Annotated in this window: 15 protein-coding genes; 7 read left to right on the top strand and 8 right to left on the bottom strand. The window is 70.7% G+C overall.

Going from position 1 to position 15,463, the window contains the following annotated elements; all coding sequences use genetic code 11:
• The first annotated feature begins 2 nt into the window (after positions 1–2).
• The 4 genes from JYK17_RS05170 to JYK17_RS05155 are packed head-to-tail and all read left to right on the top strand — an operon-like array spanning position 3 to position 4,391.
• The gene (locus JYK17_RS05170) at positions 3–1,139 is read left to right on the top strand and encodes an ABC transporter ATP-binding protein (RefSeq protein ID WP_108012768.1); all 1,137 of its coding nucleotides are present in this window, start codon (positions 3–5) and stop codon (positions 1,137–1,139) included.
• A gap of 3 nt (positions 1,140–1,142) precedes the next feature.
• A complete protein-coding gene (locus tag JYK17_RS05165; RefSeq protein ID WP_108012767.1) occupies positions 1,143–2,372 on the top strand; it encodes an MFS transporter in 1,230 nt (409 codons plus the stop codon).
• 47 nt (positions 2,373–2,419) lie between these two features.
• Positions 2,420–3,487 (top strand): cupin domain-containing protein, encoded by a 1,068-nt coding sequence (locus JYK17_RS05160; RefSeq protein WP_128804018.1) that lies wholly within the window; start codon positions 2,420–2,422, stop codon positions 3,485–3,487.
• 16 nt (positions 3,488–3,503) lie between these two features.
• Positions 3,504–4,391, top strand: a complete 888-nt coding sequence (locus JYK17_RS05155; RefSeq protein WP_128804017.1) for an AAA family ATPase — start codon at positions 3,504–3,506, stop codon at positions 4,389–4,391.
• Between the two features lie 86 nt (positions 4,392–4,477).
• Here the strand turns inward: JYK17_RS05155 and JYK17_RS05150 are convergent, their stop codons facing one another.
• The gene (locus JYK17_RS05150) at positions 4,478–5,488 is read right to left on the bottom strand and encodes a cupin domain-containing protein (protein WP_222809862.1); all 1,011 of its coding nucleotides are present in this window, start codon (positions 5,486–5,488) and stop codon (positions 4,478–4,480) included.
• A 138-nt stretch (positions 5,489–5,626) separates the two neighbouring features.
• Positions 5,627–6,415, bottom strand: coding sequence for a FadR/GntR family transcriptional regulator (locus JYK17_RS05145; RefSeq protein WP_108012763.1), 789 nt, complete (start codon positions 6,413–6,415; stop codon positions 5,627–5,629).
• Between the two features lie 117 nt (positions 6,416–6,532).
• Between JYK17_RS05145 and phtC the strand changes: the two genes are divergently transcribed.
• The gene (gene phtC / locus JYK17_RS05140) at positions 6,533–7,297 is read left to right on the top strand and encodes a 3,4-dihydroxyphthalate decarboxylase (RefSeq protein WP_108012762.1); all 765 of its coding nucleotides are present in this window, start codon (positions 6,533–6,535) and stop codon (positions 7,295–7,297) included.
• A 43-nt stretch (positions 7,298–7,340) separates the two neighbouring features.
• On the top strand, positions 7,341–8,435 hold the full coding sequence (locus JYK17_RS05135) for an ornithine cyclodeaminase family protein (RefSeq protein WP_108012761.1): 1,095 nt from the start codon (positions 7,341–7,343) through the stop codon (positions 8,433–8,435).
• 32 nt (positions 8,436–8,467) lie between these two features.
• Here the strand turns inward: JYK17_RS05135 and JYK17_RS05130 are convergent, their stop codons facing one another.
• From JYK17_RS05130 to JYK17_RS05105, 6 genes are all read right to left on the bottom strand, one after another.
• Positions 8,468–8,965, bottom strand: a complete 498-nt coding sequence (locus JYK17_RS05130; protein ID WP_108012760.1) for a hypothetical protein — start codon at positions 8,963–8,965, stop codon at positions 8,468–8,470.
• Positions 8,966–9,183: 218 nt separating this feature from the next.
• Positions 9,184–9,426 carry a DUF397 domain-containing protein gene (locus JYK17_RS05125; protein ID WP_016433331.1) on the bottom strand — a complete coding sequence of 81 codons (243 nt, stop codon included), beginning with the start codon at positions 9,424–9,426 and terminating at the stop codon, positions 9,184–9,186.
• A 94-nt stretch (positions 9,427–9,520) separates the two neighbouring features.
• Complete coding sequence (locus tag JYK17_RS05120; protein WP_108012758.1) at positions 9,521–10,687, bottom strand: thiolase family protein; 1,167 nt, start codon at positions 10,685–10,687, stop codon at positions 9,521–9,523.
• Positions 10,684–11,733 (bottom strand): thiolase family protein, encoded by a 1,050-nt coding sequence (locus JYK17_RS05115; RefSeq protein WP_108012757.1) that lies wholly within the window; start codon positions 11,731–11,733, stop codon positions 10,684–10,686. The genes JYK17_RS05120 and JYK17_RS05115 overlap by 4 nt, the downstream gene beginning before the upstream one ends.
• A complete protein-coding gene (locus tag JYK17_RS05110; protein ID WP_222809861.1) occupies positions 11,730–12,671 on the bottom strand; it encodes a Zn-ribbon domain-containing OB-fold protein in 942 nt (313 codons plus the stop codon). Before JYK17_RS05110 ends, JYK17_RS05115 begins: the two co-directional genes overlap by 4 nt.
• A gap of 30 nt (positions 12,672–12,701) precedes the next feature.
• Positions 12,702–13,502 (bottom strand): crotonase/enoyl-CoA hydratase family protein, encoded by an 801-nt coding sequence (locus JYK17_RS05105; protein WP_128804013.1) that lies wholly within the window; start codon positions 13,500–13,502, stop codon positions 12,702–12,704.
• A gap of 184 nt (positions 13,503–13,686) precedes the next feature.
• Here JYK17_RS05105 and JYK17_RS05100 point away from each other — a divergent pair, with 184 nt between their 5' ends.
• Complete coding sequence (locus JYK17_RS05100; RefSeq protein WP_222809860.1) at positions 13,687–15,306, top strand: acyl-CoA synthetase; 1,620 nt, start codon at positions 13,687–13,689, stop codon at positions 15,304–15,306.
• Positions 15,307–15,463: the final 157 nt, after the last annotated feature.

Raw genomic sequence — 15,463 nt, 5'->3', positions numbered from 1 at the left:
CGATGTTGACGGTCGAATCCCTCAAGAAGAGCTACGACGACACGTCGGGACGCAAGGCGAAACGCGGTTCCGGGGCGGGCACACGGGTGTACGCCGTGGGCGGGGTCGACTTCGAGGTCCACGACGGCGAACTGTTCACGCTGCTCGGCCCCTCCGGCTGCGGCAAGACCACGACCCTGCGCTCGGTCGCGGGCCTCGAACGCCCGACGGAGGGGCGGGTGACGCTCGGCGGCAAGGTCCTCTACGACCACAAACAGGGCATCAACATGCGTGCCAACCGGCGCGGACTCGGCATGGTCTTCCAGTCGTACGCGATCTGGCCGCACATGTCGGTCTTCAAGAACGTCTCGTTCCCGCTGGACGTACTGCCCCGCGGCAAACGCCCCGACCGAAAGGAGATAGAGGACCGCGTCGGACAGGTCCTCGACGTGATCGAGCTCGGTGCCTACGCGTCCCGGCCCGCCACCAAGCTCTCCGGCGGCCAGCAGCAGCGCCTCGCCCTGGCCCGCGCCCTGGTGACCCGGCCCGAACTGATGCTGCTCGACGAGCCGCTGTCCAACCTGGACGCCAAGCTCCGCGAGACCATGCGCTTCGAACTCAAGCGATTGCAGCGGGAGTTGAACCTCACCGCGATCTATGTGACGCACGACCAGTCCGAGGCGCTGGTGATGTCCAACCGGATCGCGGTGATGAACCAGGGCCGTATCGAGCAGATCGGCAAGCCCCGCGAGATCTACACCAAGCCGGCCACCCGCTTCGTCGCCGAGTTCATCGGCACCTCCAACTTCATGGAGGCCAAGGTCGTTTCGGTCAAGGGCGACGAGGTGCAGGCCGACACCGCGCACGGCCGGATGGTCGCGCGCGGGGTGGAGCGGACGCCGGCCATCGGTGACACGGTGCTGATCTCGATCCGGCCCGAGTGCGTCGACCTGTCCCGCGAGCCGCGCGGCGACGTGCCCAACGAGTGGTCCGGCACGATCCGCAACCGTGCCTTCATGGGCGACGTCGTCGACCACATCGTGGGCGTGGGCGACCTGGAGATCCGCAACCGCTCCAACCCCAACCTGTCGATCCCGCCGGGGACCGAGGTCCACTTCACCGTGGCCCCGGACAAGGTGACCCTGGTCCCGGTCGACTGAGCGATGCCGATACCCCAGGTACTGCGCAACCGCGACTTCACGCTCTACTGGAGCGGCGTCGTCCTCTCCCAGATCGGCACCCGGGGCGCCGTCGCCGCCAATCTCTACCAGGTGTACCAACTCACCGGCTCCACCGCCCAGGTGGGGCTGGTGGGCCTCGCCCAGGCCGTCGCGCTGCTGGTCCTGTCACCGGTCGGCGGGATCTACGCCGACCGGCTGGACCGGCGCCGGCTGCTGCAGGCCACGCAGGGCATCGCGCTGCTGGTGTCCGCGGGCCTGGCCGCGATCACCCTGGCCGGCGCCGCCACCGTCTGGACGGTCGTCGTCTCCTCGCTCCTCGCGACGGCGGCGGCCACCTTCGACCAGCCCGCCCGGCAGGCCCTGATCCCGGCGATGGTGCCCCGCGAACGGCTCGTCGAGGCGTTCGCACTGCTCAACCCGTCGCGCGAACTGGCCGTCCTCGTCGGGCCGGCGTTCGCGGGCGTACTGATCGCGGTCGGCGGGCCGGGCGCGGTCTACGTCTTCGACGCCGTCACCTACGCCGCCCTCGTCGTCGTCCTGGCCGTGCTGCGCGTGCCGCCGCTGGTCGCCGACACCGGAAGGCGCTCGCTGCTGGAGAGCCTGCGGGAGGGCGTGCGGTATGTCGCGCACCGGCCCGTGGTCTGGCAGTTGATGGGCCTGGACATGACGGCCACGGTGTTCGGCGCCTACCGGGTGCTGCTGCCCGCGTTCGCCGCGGACGTCCTGCATGTGGGAGCCACCGGCTACGGCCTGCTGTCCGCGGCGCCTTCGGCGGGCGCCCTGATCGGCTCGATGTGGGTCTTCCGGCTGGTGCGCACGGCGCGTGCCGGACGGATCGTGCTGTGGGGAACGGCCGCGTACGGCGTGGTAGTTGTGGGCCTGGCGCAGGCGCGGGTGTTCGCCGTCGCCATCGTCATGGCCCTCCTCCTGGGCGCGGCGGACGCGGTCGCGACCACCGTCCGCCATGCCGCCGTACAGGTGGAGACCCCCGACGAACTGCGCGGCCGGGTCTCGGCCATCTACCAGATGTGCTCGCGCGGTGGTCCCGCGATCGGCGACTCGGTGATGGGTCTGTTCGCGGGCGCCGTCGGCCCCATCGCGGCGCTGACCGTCGGCGGCCTGGTGCCGACGGCTGTCTCCGCGGTCAGCGCGGTGCGCAGCCGCACCGTCCGCGAGTACAGCGTGCCCCGCCCTGAGCCCGCCACCTCCTGAAACCGCACCTCGAACTCCCCGCTTTATTCGGCCTGTTGGGAGACACCTTGAGTACGCACACCACGACCGAAGTCACCCACTACCACGTCCAGAAACGACGACGCGCCGCCTTCATCGAGGAGTGGCGCAAGACCCACCGCACGATCGTCGCGCTGGAAGACGTCGAGATGCACCCCACGGAACGGGGCAGCCGGGTGGGCGTCTACGTCGGTGCCGACGGCGACCGGCCGACCCGCACCATGGACGCGCTCGCTCACGAGATCGACCCGGGGACGACGACCACGCTGCACCGGCACTCGTGGGACGCCATGGTGTTCGTCGTGGCCGGCTGGGGCTGGACCGAGATCGACGGCAGGCGCGTCGACTGGGGCCCCGGCGACTCGCTGCACCTTCCGGCCTGGGCCTGGCACCGCAGCGGCAACGACGGTGACACGACGACGCGTTACCTCACCTTCTCGTGCGCGCCGCTGCTGGAGACGATGGGCATGGCCGTGATCGAGGACGCCGGGCACACCCCGGTCTCCGAGCTGCCGCCGCGTCCCGCCTTCTCCCCCGGCCGCGACGGCGCAGACCCGTACGCCAACCGGCTGCGCAGGCTCGCCCGCGACCAGGAGGCCCGCCGCTCGGGCCGGCTGCACACCAGCTGGGACGAGCTGGAACTGCGCAACACCCCGCGCGGCACCCGGACGACCTTCCTGCTCGACCGCGCCATCGGCTACCAGGCCTCCGGCATCACCATGGCGATGTTCGAGATCGGCCCGGGCCGCGCCCAGTCGATGCACCGGCACCCGGGCGAGGCCTGGCTGTACGTGGTCGAGGGCTCGGGCGAGAGCTATCTGGGCACCGAGCCGGAGGGCGGCGAGAAGCACCCGTGGAAGAAGGGCGACATCATCGTCGTCGACCACTTCCTGTGGCACCAGCACATCAACTCCCACCCGGAACAGACCGCCAAGGTGGTCCGCATCCATATGTTCGACAGCCTGCTGGAGACCATGCGGGCGTTGTGCGATCCGCTGGTGCTGTTCGAGGAGCCGCCGGACCACATCCGCGACGCGCAGGCCGGCGATCCGTCGACGATCCAGTGGCCGGCGCTGACGCGCCCCACGTGGCCGTGAACGGGGGCGGCACGCGGTGAGCGAGACACTGCCGCACGGCGTCGCGGGGATCCATGCGCTGCCCGCCGACCACCATGACGGGCCGTGGGACTCCGTGATCGTCGAGGACCGGCTGAAGGAACGGCTGTTGGCGACCGCCGTCCTCGTGCTCCGGCACGGGCGGCGGCTCGCCGGCTCGGCCGTGGCACCGCACGGCCTGGTGGTGCTGGCGGGGCCGCCGGGCACCGGCAAGACCACGTTGGCCCAGGGCCTCGCGCAGGCCGCGGCGCGCACGCTGGCCCCGCACGGCGCGACCACGCTCGTCGAGGTCGATCCGCACGCCTTTCCCAGCGAGATGCTCGGCGAGAGCCAGCGGTCGGTCTCCCGGCTGTTCAGGGAGACCCTGCCCGAGCTGGCCGCGCGCCGTCCGCACACGATCGTGCTCGTGGACGAGGTCGAGGCGCTCGCCGTGCGGCGGCACTCGGCCTCCTTCGACACCAATCCGGTGGACGTGCACCGGGCGACGGACGCCGTGCTCAGCGGACTCGACGCACTGCGCGCCCAGCGCCCCGGCACACTGCTCGTCGTGACGACCAACTTCGCCGAGGCCGTCGACGAGGCGTTCCTGTCCCGGGCCGACCTCGTCGTACGCACCGAGTTGCCCGACGAGTCGGTGGTCCCGCTGATCGTGGCCGACTCGCTGCGCGGTCTGGCGGCTCAGTGGCCCGAACTGGCCGCACTGGCCGAGGACTCGGCGGTGCACCGGAAGGTCGGCAAGCTGCTGCACGGTCTGGACGGGCGCCGTATCCGCAAGACGGTCCATGGGGCGCTCGCGCTGCGACTGGAGACGGCGCGTGATCCGGCGCTGCTGGCTCTCGACGACCTGGTCGCGGCCGCAGAGGAGGCGTCGGCGCAGCAAGGCTGACCCGGCCCGGCGAGCCCGACCCGGCCCGACAGCGCTTCGGCCCCACACCCTCGCGCAAGGGTGTGGGGCCGAACTCGTATGCCCCGTCAGGCGTTTCGCGCCGACGCGTACTCGGGCGCGTCCTCCAGGAAGTGCACCGTGTCGTAGCCGAGGTGCTTGAAGACGCGGTTCTGTGCCGACAGCACCCTCAGGGGCGTGCCGTCGTGGGCGAAGAGCCGGCAGACGTGGTTCTGCGGCACGTACAGCGTGTCGCCCTTGGTGATCTCGTGGCGGGTGGGCTCCTTGGCGATGCGGGCGTAGTACTTCTCCGCGATCTCCGCCTCGACCTCCCACTGCAGGGCGTAGCCGCCGCCGTCGAGGACGTAGAAGACCTCGTCGGCCATCTTCCAGTACTTGCCCGAACGGCTGCCGGCCGGGATGTCGAGTTCGAAGGCGTCGATGGAGAAGATGCGGGCGTCGGTGCGCTCGGGCGAGGACATCACGCGGACGCGGCCGAGCGGGGTGTTCTCCCAGGTGGTGTCGCCGAGGCTGATGACCTTCTTGCGGTCCAGCACGCCGGGCGTCCAGATCCGCGACCAGTCCTCGCGGGGCCCGAACTCGGTCTCACGCTCGACCGGTCCGCTGCGGCCCTGCTGCAGCAGGCCCATGAACATCCAGGTGCTCTTGGCCTTTACCACCAGGGCGGTCGCGGTCTCGTCGTAGGGGTTGAAGTGGCGGTGCACGGAGTCGGTGTGGACGAAGACGAGGTCGTCCTTGGTCCAGTCGTAGCGCTGGTCGTCGTGGATCTCGTAGCCGCGGCCCTCGAGGATGTAGAAGGCCGCCTCGTTCTGGTGGCCGTGTCCGTGGTTGCTGGACTGCGGCGGCAGTTCGACGAAGTGGACCTGGATCGTCTGGGTGAGGAACTCCTCGTCGCCCGGGCCGACCCGCCACCACGTCCGGGACTTCTCGCTGTCGCCGGAGTGGGCCACCTTCGCGTCGTCGACGACCACCGAGTCGTCGCGCACGCGCTTGACGGCCAGCTGCCTTCGGCGGAACTCCCCGAGCCCGTATGTCTCCGAGGTCAGGCCGCGGACGAAGACGCGTCCCTTCTTGCCCATGGTGCCTCCGATGGATCACTGAATGAATGACTGCCAATGACTGATGGTCTAACCATAATGCCTTAGTGCAGGACACAAAAGAGTCCCGGACCCAACCGGACCCGGGACTCGATCAGTTGTGGATCACGCGGATCCGGCTCACTTGCCTGCGCCGCCGCCCTTCACGCGCGAGGCGGTGCGCCGGATGTGCGTCCGCATGATGTCCGAGGCGGTCTCGACGTCACGCGCCGCCACGGCGTCCACGAACTTGCGGTGCTCCTTGGAGCCCTGCTGACCCATCTGCGGCTCGACGCTCTGGGCCTCGCGCAGGCTCATGAGCAGGGGGCCGTGGAAGGACTGGACGAGCATCTCGATCGCGGTGTTGTGCGTGCAGGCCGCGACACGGGTGTGGAAGTCGGCCGACATCTCCATGTCGTACACGCCCTGCTTCACCGCTTCGGCGTGCTCGTCGCACAGGGCGCGCAGACTCTCGATGTCCTCGTCGGTGGCGCGCTCGACGACCAGGGGCACGATGCCGAGCTCGAAGACGATGCGCGCCTCGGTGACCTCGGCCGCGGTCAGCGGCGACAGGGACAGCAGATCGGCGAGACCCTCCCCGACCCGCTGCGAGGACGGCGCCGTCACGAACGCGCCACCACGGGCACCGACCCGGATCTCGACCAGGCCGCTGGCCTCCAGGCTGCGCAGGGCTTCGCGCACGGTCACCCGGCTGACGCCGAACTGCACGCACAGCTCGCGTTCACTGGGGAGCCGATCGCCCGGTTGCAGACGCTCTTCCTTCAGCAGCAGCTTGATCTGCTCCACGATCAGCTGGGAGACACGGCTGGAGGAGACCGCCTTGAACAGACCGTCCGCGGGGGCGGTCTTCCTGGCAGGCGTCGTTCCGCCGTTCTCAGCGCCTTGAGGCTGGCTCGGTCGCGATGGCATGCGCGCATTGTCCCATGGTCAGAGGGTCCGTTGACGTCATCCTACGCAATGGCTTAAAGTCATACCAACAGTCCAATGGCTTGCGGGTGAATCGTACGCGAGGAGACCGACACGGACATGGGATTCCCCGAGAGCTCCCACGACGCTCTGCGTGAACGGATCGCCCTGGCCTGCCGGGTGCTCGCCGTCACCGGCCTGGTCGAGCACATCCTGGGTCACGTCAGCGCCCGTACCGGCCCCGAGACGCTGCTGATCCGCGGACGCGGTCCCGAGGAGCGGGGGCTGGCCTTCACCGTCGTCGACGACGTCCAGCAGGTCGACCTCGACGGCAAAGGCGACGTTCCGGCGGACTGGCGGGTGCCGAGCGAACTCCCCATCCACAGCGAGGTGCTGCGCGCCCGCCCCGAGGTCACGGCCGTCGTGCACGCCCATCCGCCGGCGGTGGTCGCCGCGTCCGTCGCGGAACTGCCCTGGCTGCCGCTCGTCGGCTCCTACGACATCCCGGCCGCCCGCCTGGCCCACGACGGCATCCCCGTCTGGCCCCGCTCGGCGCTGATCCGCCGCCGCGATTTGGCCGAGCGGATGACGGCCTCGCTCGGGGACCGCCCCGTCGTCGTCCTGCGCGGCCACGGCCTCGTCGCCGTCGGCACGGGCGACCCGGCCCAGGCTGTCGCGGAGGCCGTCACGCATGCGCTGGCGGTGGACTCACTGGCCCGCACCGCTCTCGCCGTCGCGGCGACCGGCGCTCCGCTGAAGCCGATACCCGACGAGGACATCGCCGAACTGCCCGATCTGGGACCGGCGTTCAACGTCGCCGCCATGTGGCGCCATCTGACCGCCCGGGTGGAGCACGAAGGCCCCGGTATCCCGTTGCGCGGCTGACTCGCGCCCCCCGGCGCCCCGGTTTCCGACCGAGCGGAGGATCATGCTCGTCCTCGACAACAAGGTCACCGCCGAAGTCCTCACCATGCCCGATGTGGTGCGGGCGCTGGAGGAGTCCTACCGGGACCTGGCCGACGGCGAGGGCGTGTGCCGGCCGCGCATCGACCTGAACCTCCCCGTGGACGGCACGCGCGTGTACCGGTGGGGAACCATGGAGGGCGGCTCGGCGCGCAGCGGCTATGTCGCCATCCGCATGAAGTCCGACGTGCTCACGGAGACCGGGCCGCCCGGACTGCGGACCCAGGAGAAGTACTGCGTACGGCCGGGCAGGTTCTGCGGCCTCGTGCTCCTGCTCGACGCACGCTCAGGGGAACCCCTCGCGCTGCTCAACGACGGGCTGCTGCAGCATCTTCGGGTCGGCGCGGACTCCGCGATCGGTGTGCGCTTCGGGGCCCGGGAGGACGCCCGGGTGCTGGGCCTGCTGGGTTCGGGCGGCATGGCCCGCAGCCACGTCGAGGCGTTTCGCACGGTACGCCCTCTCGAACGAATCCAGGTCTACAGCCCCACCCTCGGCCACCGTGAGCGCTTCGCCGCCGAGATGCGGGAGTTGCACGGCCTGGACGTGGTGGCGGTGGACGAGCCCGAACACGCCCAGCACGGCGCCGACATCGTGGCGGGCTGCACCGATGCCGTCGGGGATGTCGTCCTCGGCCGCCATCTGTCCCCGGGCACCCATGTCACCTGCATCGGCGGCCACCCGGACGCGGCGGCCCTGGAGCGCTTCGACGTCCGGCTGCGGCTGGGCAGCGCGAGCGTGCCGGTGTCGACACCCGCCTGGGCGACGGACGACGAGTACGTGTCCTACCGCGCCCGGCCCGACGACCCCGTCTGGCAGCACCACCACGAAAGGGGGCCGCGCCGCCCGCCCCGCACGGCCCGGACGGTCGGCCTCGACGCCGTCCTCGCGGGCCGCGAACGCGCGCGCGACGACGAGCACCAGGTGACGTTCTCGGAGCGCGGCAACATCCAGGGCGCACAGTTCCACGCCGTCGCGGCCGTCGTCTACGAGCGGGCTCGCGAGCGCGGCATGGGGCATGAGGTCCCGCGCGAGTGGTTGTTGCAGGACATTCGCGACTAGGTGTCAGGTGCGCCGTGCCGGCAGGGCCGGCGTCAGCTCTGCTGGAACAGCTCCGCGGGCAGCGGCTTGAGCAGGGCGTACAGGTCGTCCGTGATCGGGCGGTCCCAGGCGGCGATGGTCACCAGGACGTTGTCGCTGCGGTCGAACTGCACACAGGAGATACGGCTCTCGGAGAGCTTGAGGCGGCGCACGATCAGGAGGTTGTCGCCCTGCATGACCGGCATGTCGTCCGCGCCGACGACGGTCACCTCCTCCTCGTTCTCCAGCGCGAGCAGCAGCTGGGCCACCTCGAAGGGGACCTCGCCCTCGGCGACCTCGCGGGCCGGGGAGCCCTCCGGCAGATTGCCGATGATCATCGCGGGGCCGCGGCCGCCGAACAGGTCGTAGCGCAGGAAGACGCCCTGGCAGCTGCCGTCGGGGGCGGGGAGCAGGCCGGCGCCGAGGTTGCCGGGCCAGTCGCCCGGGTCCATGGCCAGTACGTCGAAGTCTGGGCCGGCGGGGGTCGCGCTGCGACGGCGGAGGAACGACATGCCGCAATGGTACGTGCCGTCCGGCGGTGGGGGTGGGGGTGCCAGGGTTCGGAGGGGTTCGGTTGTTGGGCGGGTGCGGGTTCGACTGGGTTGGTCGCGCAGTTCCCCGCGCCCCTGGGGGGTGCAGGCGGCGTCGGCCGGTCAATGCGTGCGTCGCCCTTACGCAGGCCCGGTGCGGGCCGGACCGCCCGTGCCGGGGCGGTCCGGCCCGTACCGGGTCAGGTCAGATCGAACTCTCCCTCCCGCGCCCCCGACACGAACGCGCCCCATTCCGCGGGCGTGAAGATCAGGGAAGGGCTTTCGGGGCGGCCGCTGTTGCGCATCGCGATGAATCCCTCGACAAAGGCGATCTGGACATCCCCCAGGCCACGGCTGCTCGAATGCCAGTCGGCGTTGCTGAGGTCCAGATCCGGCTTCTCCCAGCCTGCAAGCGGGTACTGCTGGATGGTGCTCTCGGCCACGTCCGTGCTCCTCCCGGTTCGTCGTCCGCGGCCAGCCTAGCGATCGGTTTCTGATGCCGACAGGCCACGTGAGGGGGACCTTTTCGGCGGAGTTCTACGAGCCCGGGCGTTCGCTGCCCACGAGCCACATGGAGAAGAACTGCGATCCGCCCCCGTAGGCGTGCCCGAGGACCCGCCTGGCCCCTTCCACCTGGTGTTCTCCGGCCTGCCCCCGCACCTGGAGCACGGCCTCCGCGAACCGGATCATGCCCGAGGCACCGATGGGATTGGTCGACAGGACGCCGCCCGACATGTTGACGGGCAGGTCCCCGTCGAGCTCGGTCACCCCGGACTCGGTGAGTTTCCAGCCCTCGCCCTCGTCGGCGAAGCCGAGGTTCTCCAGCCACATGGGCTCGTACCAGGAGAACGGCACGTACATCTCCACGGCGTCGATGTCGCGGCGCGGGTCGGCGATCTGGGCCTGCCGGTACACGTCGGCCGCGCAGTCCTTGCCGGCCTGCGGCGAGACGAAGTCCTTGCCGGCGAAGAGGGTCGGCTCGCTGCGCATGGCGCCGCCGAGCATCCAGGCCGGCGGCCGCGGAGCGCGTGCCGCACCCGCCCGGTCGGTCAGCACCATCGCGCAGGCGCCGTCGGAGGACGGGCAGGTCTCCGAGTAGCGGATGGGGTCCCACAGCATCGGGGAAGCCTGCACCTTCTCCAGCGTGATGTCGTGCTCGTGGAGATGGGCACAAGGGTTCTTCAGGGCGTTGCGCCGGTCCTTGTAGGCGACGAGCGAGCCGATGTGGTCGGGCGCGCCGGTGCGTCGCATGTACGCCCGCACGTGCGGTGCGAAGAACCCGCCCGCGCCCGCCAGCAGCGGCTGCTGGAAGGGGATCGGCAGGGACAGGCCCCACATGGCGTTCGACTCGGACTGCTTCTCGAAGGCCAGCGTCAGGACGGTGCCGTGGACCCGGCCCGCGATCAGGTTCGCCGCGACGAGCGCGGTGGAGCCGCCGACCGAGCCCGCGGTGTGCACGCGCAGCATCGGCTTGCCCACCGCGCCGAGGGCGTCGGCGAGGTAGAGCTCGGGCATCATCACGCCCTCGAAGAAGTCGGGCGCCTTGCCGATGACGACGGCGTCGACGTCGGCCCAGGTCAGCTCGGCGTCGTCGAGCGCCGCTCGGGCCGCCTCCCGGACCAGCCCGGCGATCGACACGTCCCGCCGCGCCGCCACGTGCTTGGTCTGGCCGACCCCTACGACGGCCACGGGCTCCTTGCTCATCGCGGATCCCCTTCGAGTACGGCGACCAGGTTCTGCTGCAGACAGGGACCGGAGGTGGCGTGGCCGAGGGCCCGGTCCGACTCTCCGCGGTGGATCGCGGCGGCGGCCTCACCGAGGCGGATGAGCCCCGCGGCCATGAGCGGGTTGGCGGCGAGCGCCCCGCCGGACGGATTGACCCGTACGTCCTCGCCGAGCCGCAGCGCCTTGCGCAGCACGATTTCCTGCGAGGTGAAGGGCGCGTGCAACTCGGCGGTGTCGACGGGCCGTTCGAAGACACCGGCCTTCTCGGCGGCCAGCCGCGCGGAGGGCGAGTCGGTCAGGTCACGCACGCCCAGGCTGTGTGCCTCGATGCGGTGGTCGATGCCGCGGATCCAGGCGGGCCGCTCGCACAGCTCACGGGCCCGCTCCCCCGCGGCGAGCACGACCGCGGCGGCACCGTCGCCGATGGGCGAGCAGTCGCCGGTGCGCAGGGGGCGTACGAGGTAGTCGCCGTGCGGCACCGAGCCCCTCAGCTGGGCACGGGAGTTGGCGGCGGCGTCCGTGCGGCTGCGGGCGGCGACGGCGGCCAGCGCGGGCTCGTCGGTCTCGCCCGCGTCGATGAGGGACTGCGCCTGAAGTGCGGCCAGGGCGACGGAGTCGGGCCACAGCGGGGCGACGTAGTACGGGTCGAGCTGCCGGGTGAGGACGTCGCGCACGGAGCCGGGCGAGGACTTGCCGTAGGAGTAGACGAGAGCGGTGTCGGCGTCGCCGGTGAGCAGTTTCGTCCACGCCTCGTACAGGGCCCACGCGCCGTCCATCTCGACGTGCGACTCGGAGATCGGCGGCCAGGCGCCGACGCCGTCGAGGGCGAGGGTGAAGGAGAAGGCGCGACCGGCCAGGTAGTCGCTGGAGCCGGAGCAGGTGAAGCCGATGTCGGCGGTCTTCAGGCCGGTCTGTCCGAGCACGTCGTGCAGCACCGGCATGAGCATCTCGACCTCGGAGAGCTCGTCGCTGGTGCGGCGGTGGTCGGTCTGGGCGAAGGCGACCAGTGCGATGTCCCGCGTCACAGCAGCTCCTTGTAGGTGTCGTACTCCGCGTCGGGTTCACCGGTGGGCCGGTAGTGGTCGGGGTGGCGGGCCCCTTCGGTCCACACCGGTTCGACGCGCAGTCCCATGCGCACCTGGTCGTAGGGGATGCCGCCGATGCGGCCGTGCAGCGCGAGTCCGGCGCCGTCGAGGGCGATGTGGGCGTAGACGTAGGGGACTTCGATGTCGAGGTTCTTCGCCTTGATGTTGACGATGCAGAAGGTGGTGACGGTGCCGGCCGGGCCGACCTCCACCTGTTCCGTCGTGGCGACGCCGCAGGTGGGGCACGCGCCCCTCGGCGGGACGTACACCTTGTGGCAGGAGGGGCAGCGTTCGCCCACCGTGCGCCGGTCGGCGAGCGCGCGGAGGTAGGCGGTCTGCGCACGGCCCGGCGAGTAGCGGTAGTCGAGGCGCGCGGGGGTGACGATTTTGGTGATCGCGTCCGCGAACTCGCCGCTGTGACCGGTCGGTTGCTCCTGTTCGCCGTCGTACGACTCGAAGCAGGCGATGTCCGTGATGGCGCCCTCGCGCTCCGCGGCCCAGCGCACACGGACGCGCATGCCGGTGTGCACGGCGTCGGGGCCGGGGGCGTCGAGGGCGTGCAGCAGGGCGGTGTCGGCGCCGTCGAGCCGGACCAGGACCCAGGCGAAGGGCGTGTCCAGGGGCTGGCCGCGGCGCGGCTCGTGGTTCCAGGCCCAGGTGGTGACGGTGCCGGTGGGGGCGACCTCGACGAGGTCGCGTATCTCGTCGGCGGTGACGGGGTCGTACTCGACGGGCGGGACGAGTACGCGGCCGTCGCCGGTCCTCACCCCGAGGACGACGCGCTCGCGCAGGCCGGTGAGGAAGGCGCTCTGGACGGGGCCGAGCGAGCGGGTGAAGGGGAACTCGACGGTGAGAGGGGCGGTGAGGACTTCGGGCATGCCGGTCTCCTTGGGAGGGCCTGCTGGGGCTCAGGATCGCTTGTAGACGGGCGGTCGCTTCTCCGCGAAGGCGCGGGCGCCCTCCTTGGCGTCGGCGGTGTCGAAGATGGGCCAGCCGCGCCGGAGTTCGGCGGCGAGCCCGTCCGTCTCGGTCATCTCCGCGCTCTCGTAGACGGACTCCTTGACGGCCTCGACGGCCAACGGGCCGCAGGCGTTGACCAGTTCGGCGATCTCCAGGGCCTTGGCGAGGGCGCTGCCGTCGGGTACGACGTGGCCGATCAGCCCGATGCCGGCGGCCTCGCGGGCGCTGTAGGGGCGGCCGGTGAGGAGCATCTCCAGGGCGTGGGTGCGCGGGATCTGGCGCTGCAGCCGGACCGTGGAGCCGCCGATGGGGAACAGGCCGCGCCTGACCTCGAAGAGCCCGAAGGTCGCCGACTCGCCCGCGACCCGGATGTCGGTGCCCTGGAGGATCTCCGTGCCGCCCGCCACACAGTGGCCCTCGACGGCGGCGATCACCGGTTTGCGGGGGCGGTGGTGGCGCAGCATCGCCTTCCAGTGCAGGTCGGGATCGGCCTTGAGGCGGTCGCGGTACTGCTCGCCCGCCATGCCCTGGCCGGCCAGGGCCTTGAGGTCCATGCCCGCGCAGAAGGCACCGCCGGCACCGGTCAGCACGATCGAGCGGACGGCGTCGTCCTCGTCCGCCTCGATCCAGCCGTCGTACAGCCCGACGAGCATCGGCAGCGAGAGCGCGTTCTTGGCTTCGGGCCGGTTGAGCGTGAGCACCAGTGTGGCGCCTTCCCGCTGCACGGTGAGGTGTTCGGTCCCACCCATTGCCGTCTCCCCTCTCCGGGAACGAGAACAGGTTGCAGTACCCGGGAAGGCACTTCAAGAGTTTTCTGACAGACAGTCAGATTTCTTCGCGCGAACCCTTCACAGTTGCCGCGCCCTTTGCTCTGATGACCGGCGAACCGACGGATGCCTTTCTTCGTCATGGCTGCCGGGGTCAGGAGGAGCGGTGGAGTACAACCTTGCGGACCTGTTCGAGTCGGTCGTCGACGTGGTGCCCGACCGTGAGGCCCTGGTGTACATCGACCATCCGGGCACGGGTGCGGAACGCCGTCTGACCTACGCGCAGCTGGACGCGGCGGCGAACCGCATCGGACACCATCTCCTCGACGCCGGGCTCCGCCCGGGCGAGCACCTCGGGCTGCACCTCTACAACGGGATCGAGTATCTGCAGACGGTGTTCGGCTGCCTGAAGGCACGGATCGTCCCGGTCAACGTCAACTACCGTTACATAGAGGACGAGTTGGTCTACCTCTACCGCGACGCCGATCTCGTCGCCCTGGTCTTCGACGCCGAGTTCGACGACCGGGTGGCGGCCTCACTGCCGCACTGCCCGAAGCTGCGCCATCTGATACGGGTCGGAGGCGACGGGGATCAGTCCGCCGCAGTGCCCTTCACCGAGGCGGAGGCGGGCGGTTCACCGGAGCGCGGCTTCCCGGTGCGCTCGGGAGACGACCAGTTCATCATCTACACCGGCGGCACCACCGGGATGCCCAAGGGTGTGATGTGGCGTCAGGAGGACCTGTTCTTCTCGGGCCTGGGCGGGGGCGCGCCGACCGGTGAGCCGGTGACCAAGCCGCAGGAGCTGGCCGAGCGGGTCGCGGCGGGCGGCGACGGCATCACCTTCTTCCCCACTCCCCCGCTGATGCACGGCACCTCCACCCTCACCTCCTTCATCGGCTTCAACTTCGGCCAACGGGTCGTGCTCCACCGCAAGTTCGTGCCCGAGGAGGTGCTGCGCACCATCGAGAAGGAGAAGGTCACCAGCATCTCCCTGGTCGGTGACGCGATGCTGCGGCCGCTGATCGACGCCCTCAACGGGCCCCTGAAGGGCACCGACTGCTCATCGGTGTTCAGCGTGTCCTCGTCCGGCGCGGTCATGTCGGAGACGGTGCGCCGCCAGTTCCAGGAACTGCTGCCGAACATCATGCTGCTGAACAACTACGGCTCGTCCGAGTCCGGGTTCAACGGCACGGCGACGAACGACTCCGGCGCGGGCCAGAGCTTCCGCATCCGCGTCAACCCCCGTACGCAGGTGGTCGATCCGGCCACCCATGTGCCGGTGGCGCCGGGTGAGGTGGGACGCGTGGCCCAGTGCGGACACGTTCCGCTGGGCTACTACAACGACCCGGCCAAAACCGCCGACACGTTCTTCGAGCGGGACGGCGAGCGCTGGGTGCTGCTCGGCGACATGGCGACGGTGGACGAGGAGGGCGTCGTCAACGTTCTGGGCCGGGGCTCGCAGTGCATCAACACCGGGGGCGAGAAGGTGTACCCGGAGGAGGTCGAACAGGCGCTGAAGTCCCATCCCGACGTGTACGACGCGCTGGTGGCCGGGGTGCCCGACGCGAAGTGGGGCCATCATGTGGCGGCGGTCGTACAGCTGCGGGAGGGAGCGGCCCGCCCCTCGCTGGAGGATGTCCAGTCCTTCTGCCGTACCCGTCTCGCCGGTTACAAGATCCCGCGCCAGCTGGTGATCACGCAGTCCGTACGGCGCTCGCCCAGCGGGAAGGCGGACTACCGGTGGGCCCGGGAGGTGGCGGCGGCGTCGGACGTGGCTCCCGCGTGAGCCCCGGAATCTCGGCCCCGGGCATGGACCGGCGTAGTCTTTGCGCGCGGTTGACCCGGGCTTTTTGAACGGAGAGTGAAGCCGGGCCGTACGGAGGTTGGCGGCCCGGCCCTGCGGGCCCGGTCCGCCGTGCCATCACCGGGCTTCGCACGGAAGG

Origin of the sequence: Streptomyces plumbidurans, from assembly GCF_019857225.1 — a bacterium.
Taxonomy (GTDB): Bacteria; Actinomycetota; Actinomycetes; order Streptomycetales; family Streptomycetaceae; genus Streptomyces; species Streptomyces plumbidurans.
Note: the sequence above shows the minus strand (reverse complement) of the source record. Positions and strands in the feature narration are given on the sequence as shown.

Bases quoted from the DNA above. Each gene is read 5' to 3' on its own strand.
- phtC (WP_108012762.1), top strand. From the start codon at position 6,533: ATGGGATTCCCCGAGAGCTCCCACGACGCTCTGCGTGAACGGATCGCC.
- JYK17_RS05150 (WP_222809862.1), bottom strand. From the start codon at position 5,488: ATGGGCAAGAAGGGACGCGTCTTCGTCCGCGGCCTGACCTCGGAGACA.
- JYK17_RS05135 (WP_108012761.1), top strand. From the start codon at position 7,341: ATGCTCGTCCTCGACAACAAGGTCACCGCCGAAGTCCTCACCATGCCC.
- JYK17_RS05170 (WP_108012768.1), top strand. From the start codon at position 3: ATGTTGACGGTCGAATCCCTCAAGAAGAGCTACGACGACACGTCGGGA.
- JYK17_RS05145 (WP_108012763.1), bottom strand. From the start codon at position 6,415: ATGCCATCGCGACCGAGCCAGCCTCAAGGCGCTGAGAACGGCGGAACG.
- JYK17_RS05110 (WP_222809861.1), bottom strand. From the start codon at position 12,671: ATGCCCGAAGTCCTCACCGCCCCTCTCACCGTCGAGTTCCCCTTCACC.
- JYK17_RS05130 (WP_108012760.1), bottom strand. From the start codon at position 8,965: ATGTCGTTCCTCCGCCGTCGCAGCGCGACCCCCGCCGGCCCAGACTTC.
- JYK17_RS05105 (WP_128804013.1), bottom strand. From the start codon at position 13,502: ATGGGTGGGACCGAACACCTCACCGTGCAGCGGGAAGGCGCCACACTG.
- JYK17_RS05165 (WP_108012767.1), top strand. From the start codon at position 1,143: ATGCCGATACCCCAGGTACTGCGCAACCGCGACTTCACGCTCTACTGG.
- JYK17_RS05120 (WP_108012758.1), bottom strand. From the start codon at position 10,687: ATGAGCAAGGAGCCCGTGGCCGTCGTAGGGGTCGGCCAGACCAAGCAC.